8 protein-coding genes are annotated in these 8,747 nt (G+C 55.4%); 7 read left to right on the top strand and 1 reads right to left on the bottom strand.

Features of this window, described 5'->3' with window-relative positions; all coding sequences use genetic code 11:
- From J1785_RS21300 to J1785_RS21270, 7 genes are all read left to right on the top strand, one after another.
- Positions 1–952, top strand: a 952-nt coding sequence (locus J1785_RS21300; RefSeq protein WP_238483315.1) for a LysR family transcriptional regulator, incomplete at its 5' end; no start/stop codon positions are given.
- A gap of 274 nt (positions 953–1,226) precedes the next feature.
- Positions 1,227–2,234 (top strand): ABC transporter substrate-binding protein, encoded by a 1,008-nt coding sequence (locus J1785_RS21295; protein ID WP_217220592.1) that lies wholly within the window; start codon positions 1,227–1,229, stop codon positions 2,232–2,234.
- Complete coding sequence (locus J1785_RS21290) at positions 2,231–3,040, top strand: ABC transporter permease (protein WP_129951254.1); 810 nt, start codon at positions 2,231–2,233, stop codon at positions 3,038–3,040. The genes J1785_RS21295 and J1785_RS21290 overlap by 4 nt, the downstream gene beginning before the upstream one ends.
- The gene (locus tag J1785_RS21285; protein ID WP_129951253.1) at positions 3,040–3,810 is read left to right on the top strand and encodes an ABC transporter ATP-binding protein; all 771 of its coding nucleotides are present in this window, start codon (positions 3,040–3,042) and stop codon (positions 3,808–3,810) included. Before J1785_RS21290 ends, J1785_RS21285 begins: the two co-directional genes overlap by 1 nt.
- Positions 3,811–3,826: 16 nt before the next feature.
- Complete coding sequence (gene hisD / locus J1785_RS21280; protein WP_129951252.1) at positions 3,827–5,167, top strand: histidinol dehydrogenase; 1,341 nt, start codon at positions 3,827–3,829, stop codon at positions 5,165–5,167.
- A 2-nt stretch (positions 5,168–5,169) separates the two neighbouring features.
- Positions 5,170–6,495, top strand: coding sequence for a hypothetical protein (locus J1785_RS21275; RefSeq protein ID WP_217220603.1), 1,326 nt, complete (start codon positions 5,170–5,172; stop codon positions 6,493–6,495).
- On the top strand, positions 6,492–7,262 hold the full coding sequence (locus tag J1785_RS21270) for an SDR family NAD(P)-dependent oxidoreductase (RefSeq protein ID WP_217138624.1): 771 nt from the start codon (positions 6,492–6,494) through the stop codon (positions 7,260–7,262). The genes J1785_RS21275 and J1785_RS21270 overlap by 4 nt, the downstream gene beginning before the upstream one ends.
- Positions 7,263–7,609: 347 nt before the next feature.
- Here J1785_RS21270 and J1785_RS21265 read toward each other — a convergent pair whose 3' ends face one another.
- On the bottom strand, positions 7,610–8,707 hold the full coding sequence (locus J1785_RS21265; RefSeq protein WP_217220590.1) for an iron-containing alcohol dehydrogenase family protein: 1,098 nt from the start codon (positions 8,705–8,707) through the stop codon (positions 7,610–7,612).
- Positions 8,708–8,747 lie beyond the last annotated feature (40 nt).

Below are 8,747 nucleotides of genomic sequence, written 5' to 3'. Positions count from 1 at the left end.
CACATCACCCGCAAAAAGTGATATTAATCAGCACAACCTTGGCGTCGCCGATTTAAAGCTTTTGCGCGTCTTTAAAACCGTGGTGGAAGCCGGTGGCTTTACCGCAGCATGCAACGAACTGAATATTGGACTCGCGGCGATCAGCAAACAAATCTCTGATCTCGAAATCCGTTTTGGCATGAAACTTTGTACCCGGGGGCGCGAAGGATTTTATTTAACCGAACACGGTAAAGTGGCTTATCAGGCATGCCTGGATTTATTTTCATCCATTAATCAGTTTCGCGACAAACTCAATCACGCCCGTCACGAGCTGTTCGGCGAGCTGAACATTGGTATTATCGATAACACCATCACCGACCCGCAATCGCCGGTAATCAGTGCATTAGGCGAGATTTATCGCCAGGCTCCGAAGGTCAGTATACGCCTGCACGCCACCCAGCTGGACGAGATTGAACGCGGGATTATCGACGGACGTTTCACCTGCGGTATTATGCCGGTATATCAGGAAAAACCCGAGTTTGATTATTACTTTCTCTATCACGAAATGGCCTACCTTTATTGCGGAAATAAACACCCGCTGTTCAGTGTTCCTGCCAGTGAAATAAAAGAGTCGCAGATCAAATCATCACAAATGGTGAATCATTTTTATGCTAATCACAGCAAGAAAAATATCTTTTCGGATGTCACTTCCTCACATGCCATTGCGGTACAAGTCGAAGCCGTTACCATGTTACTGATGACGGGGAATTATCTCGGATTTCTGCCGGAACATTATGCCAGTGCCTTTATGGGAGGACAAAAACTTCGCGCACTGATGCCGGATAATATTGAGATTGCTACACCGTTCAGTCTGGTACTGAAAAAAGGTGCACCTTTTAATTCTGTAATGACTTTATTCTCCAATGCACTTAAACAGGCATTAATCCCCGTTCCTGAAGCCAGAGCCAGCTGAAACCCTGTGCGCTATTAGGGCACAATCGCTTTTCCTGCACCCTGAGAGAGCAAAGAAAGTCATGTTGTGGTGCACATTATCACTTTTAATTATAAATTCGTTTACCTTCTTCTCATCAATTATCTAAAAATGTATAACATCAATGCCCTGCATGATTTCCTTCCGCGATTTCAACTGTGGCGTGGTAATTGCTTTATCAGCTTGTCTATACAGGGTTGCACATTAGGATTTTTATTAGCCGTCTTTTTCTCTTCCCACACCAAGCGAGGAAATTATGTCACCTTCTCAGACCCTTACGGGCTTTTTCAAAAACAAACTGGCACTGGCCTGCTGCCTTAGTGCCCTCGGCACATTCAGCCTGAGCGCCTCAGCCGCTGCACCCGAAGCGGGCACCTTCAAAATGGGCATTGAGCCCTGGCTGGGTTACGGCCAGTGGCATGTCGCGCAAAGTCAGGGCATTTTTAAACAGCAGGGGCTGGAAAAGGTCGATATCGTTAACTTCGCCGAAGATAAAGACATCAACGCCGCTTTAGCCAGCGGCCAGATTGACGGTGCAAATATTGCCACACATACCGCAATGGCGATGGTGTCCGCCGGTTTACCCATAAAAGTCGTGCTGTTGCTGGATCAAAGTGAAACCGCTGACGCCCTGCTGGTCGGCAAAGACATCACTACCCTTAAGGATCTGAAAGGCAAACAGATAGCCTTTGAAGAAGGCACGACCAGCGATATTTTACTGCACAGTGCGGTGAATGCCGCCGGTCTGAAATGGAGTGATATCAAACCAGTGCCGATGCCAGCCGATTCAGCGGGCAGCGCGCTGATCGCTAAACGTGTGACTGCCGCCGTGACTTACGAACCCTATATTTCTGCCGCGAAAAAGCAGGACCCGTCACTGAAAATGCTCTACAGCGGCTCTTCCGATCCCGGACTGATTGGCGATGTGCTGGTGGTGCGTGATTCGGTGCTGAAAGAAAAACCGGGGCAAATCGCCGCCCTGATTAAAAGCTGGGACGCCGCCCTGACCCACTATCAGGCCAATACCACGGCGGATCGCGCCATCATCGCCAAAGCGGTTGGCGCAACACCGGCTGATCTGGAAACCGCGTTTGACGGCGTGAAATATTACTCGCTGGCGGAAAACAAACAGGTACTCAGCCATTCCTTCTCCGGCCAGACCTTTGCGCACGTGCTCAAAGCCGCCACGGCCGCCGGGCTTATTCCAAAACCGGTAACGGCTGCGCAAGTGATTGACGCCAGCTTCGTGAACAGCCTGCCATGAGTTCACGTCGTAAACCGCTCAATCTGATGGTGATTGGCCGACTGCCGTCGCGCAAATTGTTCGTCGGCATCGCCGTGGCGCTGTTCGTGGTCCTGTTTCTTGCCTGGGGACTGGCAACCCGCAGCGGCGCGATCCCGCCGATTTTCCTGCCCAAACTGACCGATGTCTGGCTGAAGATGGTCAGTCTGGCGCAGGACGGCACGCTGTGGAGCGACATTAAAAGCAGCCTGTACCGCATCAGTATTGCCTTCGCAATCTCCTCGGTGATGTCGATTGTGATTGGTGTGCTGGCGGGCTGCTACGGCTTCTTCAAAGCGCTGACCGAACCGCTGGTGGATTTCATCCGTTATATGCCGGTGGTGGCGTTTGTACCGCTGACCATTCTGTGGACCGGCACTGACGATGTACAAAAATTCCTGATTATCTGGATCGGCACCTTCTTCCAGCAGGTTCTGATGGTGATTGACGCCGTGAAACGGGTACCCGGCGATTTTGTCGGTTTAGGCCGCACGTTAGGCATGCCGGATCGAAAAATCCTGTTCCGTATCGTGTTACCGGGCGCACTGCCGGGCATCTGGGATGCCCTGCGCATCAGTCTTGGCTGGGCATGGACGTGGCTGGTGCTGGCCGAACTGGTGGCATCCACTTCGGGCCTCGGTTACCGCATCGTGGTGTCGCAACGTTTCTTCCAGACTGACACCATCATCGGTTACATCCTGCTGCTGGGTATTCTGGGTTTAATCAGCGATCAGATCATGCGTGCACTGGAGCGCGTACTGTTCCGCTACAACAAGAGGCGTGCCTGATGTCGGTGTTAACCATTTCCCATCTGCACAAAAGTTTTCAGGTTGGCAGGCAAACGCGCGAGGTATTGCACGACATCAGCCTGACGCTGGCAGACAACGAATTTGTTTCGGTGGTCGGTACGTCCGGCTGCGGTAAAAGTACGTTGTTGTCAATTGCGGCCGGGCTTGAAGATTACGACAGCGGCGACGTTCAGGTGGACGGCAAAACCATTCGCGGCGCGGGCATTGACCGTGGCGTGGTGTTTCAGTCATACACCCTGCTGCCCTGGCTGACGGCGCGCCAAAACATTGAGTTTGCGCTGAAAGCCGCCGGATTCAGCCGCGCACAATGTCGTGAAAAGGCCAGTGAGCATCTCGAACTGGTGCAACTGACATCGTTTGCTGATGCCTGGCCAGCGGAGCTTTCCGGCGGCATGAAACAGCGCGTCGCCATCGCCCGTGCACTGTCTTACCGCCCTAAAATCTTACTGATGGATGAACCCTTTGGCGCGCTGGATGCCATGACCCGCCACCAGATGCAGGAATTACTGACCGGCATCTGGGAACAGCACCGGCTGACCGTCATGTTCGTCACACACGATATTGAAGAAGCGGTGTATCTGTCTGACCGTATTGTGGTGATGGGCCCCGGCACGATTGCGGCGACTTACAACGTGCCGCTACCCCGTCCGCGTCGTGAGGAACTGACCGCCAGCCCTGAATTCACCGACCTGCAACGCCAGGTTCTGCATACTATCCGCAGCGGCCATCCCCGCGCTGCACTGGCCTGATAACCGGAGATTGACCATGTCTGCACCTTTTCAAGCCGTGACTTTTCATGATCTGAGTGGTTCTTCCGAACTGCCAGCGGAGTTGTTCAAACGTACAGAAGCCGATTTATCCTTTTTCACCGAGCGCGTCGCGCCGATCATTGAAGCGGTGCGTACCGAAGGTGATGCCGCCCTGCGCCGTTTTGCCCGCGATTTCGACGGCGTTAGCGTGCCGCATATGAGCATTCTGGCGGAAGACACGGAATTCGAAACGGCATTCGAACGCCTCGATCCGCAGGTGGTGGAATCGATCCGCTTCGCCGTCGAAAACGTCCGTGCGTTCCATGAAGCACAAAAACCGGAAGATATGTGGATGAAAGAAATCCGCCCGGGCGCGTTTGCCGGTGACCGGCATGTGCCGATCGATTCCGTCGCATGTTACGTGCCACGCGGTAAAGGCTCATTCCCGAGCGTATTACTGATGACCACCATTCCGGCGGTGGTGGCAGGCGTAAAACGCGCCATTGTCATTACCCCGCCGGGGCCGGATGGTAAAGTCGATGACGCCACGCTGGTGGCCGCACGTCTGGTTGGCATCACCGAAGTGTACAAATGCGGCGGCGCACAGGGCGTGGCCGCCGTGGCGTTCGGCACTGAAACCGTGCCGAAATGCCTGAAAATTGTCGGCCCCGGCAGCCCGTGGGTGGTGGCGGCCAAACGTCAGCTTTCCGGTCTTATCGACCCCGGCGTTCCGGCAGGTCCGAGCGAAAGTCTGATCCTCGCTGATGACAGTGTGGACGGCGCGCTGGCGGCGCTGGATCTGATTATCGAGTCTGAACATGGCCCGGACTCTTCGGCGTATCTGGTCACCAGCAGCCGTCGGGTCGCGGAACAGGCCATCGCCGCACTGCCCGGTTACTGGGCACAGCTCGACGAAAAACGGGCCGGATTCTCCCAGGCCGTATTGTGCGGAACGCATGGCGGCGTAGTGCTGACCGAAGATTTCGCCGCCGCCGTTGAATTTGTTAATCAGTACGCGCCGGAGCATCTGGAAATTCTGGCCGAGGAACCGATGGCTGTCATGGGCAAAATCCGTAATGCCGGTGAAATACTGCTCGGTAATTACACGCCGATCACGCTGGGCAATTTCGTTCTCGGACCGAATGCGGTTCTGCCGACCAACGGTGCCGCCAAAACTGTCGGACCTTTGTCTGTATTCGATTACATGAAACGGATCTCCGTAGGCTACGTCACCCGCGAAGGCTATCAGCCGCTGGCCGATAAAGCGCACGCCTTTGCGTTGTATGAGGGATTCCCCGGCCACGCGCTGGCGGTATCGGCATTACGCACTGAGATCCTCAACAAAAAAGGCCAGTAATGATGAGCAATATGACGGGCAGTGAACCGCTGGCCGCGCAGGCGCGTCAGTTAGTGCAGGCGGGAGAATGGCAGCAGGCAGCGGACGTTTTGCGCCAGCTTATCGGCGAAGTGACCGGCGTGGCAGCCGGTCAGCTAACCATCAACCGCGATCAGTACAGCCTCAACTCCCTCAACGGCACCGTGACCCTTGATGATGGCCGCGCCCTGTTCTTCAAATATCACAATGAAGAAGGGGAAGATAAAACCATTGAGGAGTATTACAACGCGGAACTGTTGCGTGAAAGCGGCTTTCGGGTAGACGTGCCGGTGTATGCCTGCGGCGAGCCGGGGCGGCAGATCCTGATGTACACCCTGCGTCATGACCGGCGCATGGCAGACATCTGCCGCGATATCGAACAACAACAGGCGTGGGATCAGGAAGCAGAAATTGAAGAAGCGCAGCGTCGCGCCGACCGCGATATTCTGACTCACACCCTGCCGACGCTGAAGCCCGGCCTGGTCAGTGCGGTGGCGGCCGAACCTGTCCATCAGTTGTTCTATCACCGTCTGATTTCTCCGGAAAACCCGGAAATCACTGCCGGTTTGGGTGGCCGTGTGGCCCGTTTTTATGTCGGTAAAACTTTCCGTCTGGAAGATGAAGAACTGGAATGGCAGACACTGAGCAACCTGCGCTGGGTGATCAACGGCGTGACCTATCAGCACAGCCTGCGGCAATTATTCACTGAAGCCGGGATCCGCCTGGCACCGGCAGCGCTGGCCGGCCACGGTGTGATTACCGCGCACGGTGATGCGCATAATGCGAATGTCTGGTACGACACTTCGGAGGAAATTCCGCAACTGGTCAGCTTCGACCCGGCGTTTGCCGGTCGCAATATTCCGGCGCTGCTGGCGGAAGTAAAAGCCACCTTCCACAACATTTTTGCCCATCCGTTATGGTTGTATGAGCCTTCCCGTTGCGGCGAACTTTACAAAGTAACCGTCATGAGACGGGGTGACACATTATATGTCGATCATAACTGGCAGTTAACCCCGCTGCGCGCCGCATTTTTACGCGATAAAGGTGAGGAATACTGGCAGCCGTTACTGGCGCAACTCGCCCGCCGCGGCTGGCTGCCGCCCCACTGGCAGCGGATTTTCCGCCTCGCCATGTTCTGCTGCCCGACGCTGGTCCTTGATTTACGCGCCGGGGGATTCAGCGGCCATACACAGACCAGTTCCGCCCTCGGGCTGGCGATGGCAATGATGCTCGGGAGCGAACCGGTTGAAGACACTGATGAATTCAGCGAATGGCTGACGGGGATCAGCCCGGCGGAGCAACCATTATGATATCTCCTTTCTCCCTGCAACGTTTCTCGCTGCAAGGCAGGCGGGTGCTGATCACCGGCAGTTCACGCGGCATCGGTCAGGCACTGGCTGCTGGCATGGCACAGGCGGGGGCCCGCGTGACGATCAGCGGACGCGATATCACCACCCTGAATACCGTTTGTGAGCAGATCCGCCGGCAAGGCGGTGATGCCACACCGCTGGTGCTGGATGTCACAAAACCCGCCACCTTTGCCGACGCTTTCGCCTCCCTGTCCGCGCCACCGGATGTGCTGGTTAATAATGCCGGTACCGAACAATTATGTCCCTCAATGGAGGTTGACGAAGTGCTATGGGATACCATTCTGACCACTAATCTCAAAGGCGCATTTTTCTGTGCCCAGGCCGCTGCGCGTCTGATGGCTGAAAACGGCGGCGGCAGCATTCTCAACCTGTGTTCCCTGACCAGCCAGGTCGGGGTGCCCGGCGCGGCTGCCTACGGTGCATCGAAATCGGCCATGGTTGGCCTGACACATACTCTGGCGACAGAATGGGCCGCCAGAAACATCCGCGTGAACGGCATCGGGCCGGGATATTTCAAAACAGATCTCACCGCTGAGTTTTATGATAACGCCAGCTGGTGCCAGCAGATGCAGGCAAAAATCCCGCTGGGAAGATTTGGTGAACTGGATGATTTGATCGGCGCAGCCGTGTTTCTGAGCAGTCCGGCAGCGGCCTATATCACCGGGCAGGTGTTGTATGTGGACGGGGGATACCTGGCGGGGATCTGATGTCAGACCGGACATCGAAGCGGTTTCTCACTTGCCGTGAGGGCTTTTTCGCTTGCAGCGTAGTGCAGGATTGAGACAATTTCGGTTTTTCAATAACAGTTATCACACAGCCTCTCATGCCTAAACCGACCAAAGAGGGCTATGACGAGCCCTCTTTGGAATCTCCACGTCTTAAACTGCGTGCTCCGCTCGCTGACAATGTTTCAGGTATCACAGCTATAGCCGCAAAATCCCGCCGCTGCGCGGTTCCCTACGTTCGGGTTACAACCCGCGTAAAAAGATACGCGGTTTTTCACCTCTCCGTCGGCGTGATTTTGGAACCGGCCGCAGCCTTCTACTTCACAACCTCACCTCTCTTGGTAAACCCGATCCGCCATTTTCTCTACCCGCGAAATCGCCGCATACAACGCCCCTGCCGTCACCTGCCCCGGCATATTCTCCATATCTGGCGCGTGCAGTGATGCCTGCACAATACTTTCCAGCTCATCCTCATTGAGATCTGCGATCTCACTCAGACGCAGCGGCACCGCGCAGGCCTGAGCAAGTTTGATCGCTTCCAGCAATTCCTCATTGCTGCGGTTTTCCAGCGCCAGCAGACACAGGTTGCCGAAACCGACCAGCAGGCCGTGGCCAAATTCGCGGGTTTTATCACACACCGTAAAACCTTCATAGATGGCGTGGGAAGCAGCGGCGTGCGCCCCGCTGCTCATCAGCGATGTCAGGCCCGCAAACATGAAAATGGCATCAAGCACCTGATCAAGTTCGGCGTTCGGTTTACCGGCACGGACCGCGTCGCAGGCAGCAGGGCCGAAAGATGCGATCAGGTCATAGCAGATCCGGCTGTTGGCACTGGAAGAACGTGCGACGCCGCTCAGTTGACCGTGATGAGTGCTGATGGCACGAAATTCATACCATTTCGCCAGCGTGTCCCCAAGTCCAGCCGCCAGCCAGCGCAAAGGTGAAGCGGCCAGAATTTCGCTGTCGATAATCACTGCAGCCGGTGCCTGTGACAGCGGGAATAAATCCCGGAAATGACCGTCGTCGTGATAACGGATGGTCAGCGGTGTGACGGCCGCGCAGGTCGCAGCAATCGTTGGGATCGTGACGACCGGCACGTTAGTTTCTGCGCCAACCGCTTTACAGGTATCAAGAGATTTACCGCCGCCCACGCCAATCACGATATCGGCTTTTTTATCTTTAACGATTTTCGCCAGACGGCTGATATGACGCTCGCTGCTTTCACCGCCGAACCATTCACTGCCGGCAAGTTCCACGGCAGAACCTTCCAGCTGATGACGGATTTTATCCCCCACGACGGCCAGTGACTGATGCCCGCCAATCACCAGCGCACGCGTGCCCAGCAGTGCGCAAATGTCACCAAGCTGAGAGATAACACCGGGCCCGCGCAGAATTTGTGCCGGGAAGATAATATTCTGTGCCTGCATAACTGCCTCTTCGTAATGTTGTGTTTGACGGATCGGATGA

Source organism: Rahnella perminowiae (assembly GCF_019049755.1).
Lineage (GTDB): Bacteria > Pseudomonadota > Gammaproteobacteria > Enterobacterales > Enterobacteriaceae > Rahnella > Rahnella perminowiae.
Note: the sequence above shows the minus strand (reverse complement) of the source record. Positions and strands in the feature narration are given on the sequence as shown.

Excerpts from the sequence above, each read along its gene's own strand:
- J1785_RS21270 (WP_217138624.1), top strand. The coding sequence starts at position 6,492 with ATGATATCTCCTTTCTCCCTGCAACGTTTCTCGCTGCAAGGCAGGCGG.
- J1785_RS21295 (WP_217220592.1), top strand. The coding sequence starts at position 1,227 with ATGTCACCTTCTCAGACCCTTACGGGCTTTTTCAAAAACAAACTGGCA.
- J1785_RS21285 (WP_129951253.1), top strand. The coding sequence starts at position 3,040 with ATGTCGGTGTTAACCATTTCCCATCTGCACAAAAGTTTTCAGGTTGGC.
- J1785_RS21265 (WP_217220590.1), bottom strand. The coding sequence starts at position 8,707 with ATGCAGGCACAGAATATTATCTTCCCGGCACAAATTCTGCGCGGGCCC.
- J1785_RS21290 (WP_129951254.1), top strand. The coding sequence starts at position 2,231 with ATGAGTTCACGTCGTAAACCGCTCAATCTGATGGTGATTGGCCGACTG.
- J1785_RS21275 (WP_217220603.1), top strand. The coding sequence starts at position 5,170 with ATGAGCAATATGACGGGCAGTGAACCGCTGGCCGCGCAGGCGCGTCAG.
- hisD (WP_129951252.1), top strand. The coding sequence starts at position 3,827 with ATGTCTGCACCTTTTCAAGCCGTGACTTTTCATGATCTGAGTGGTTCT.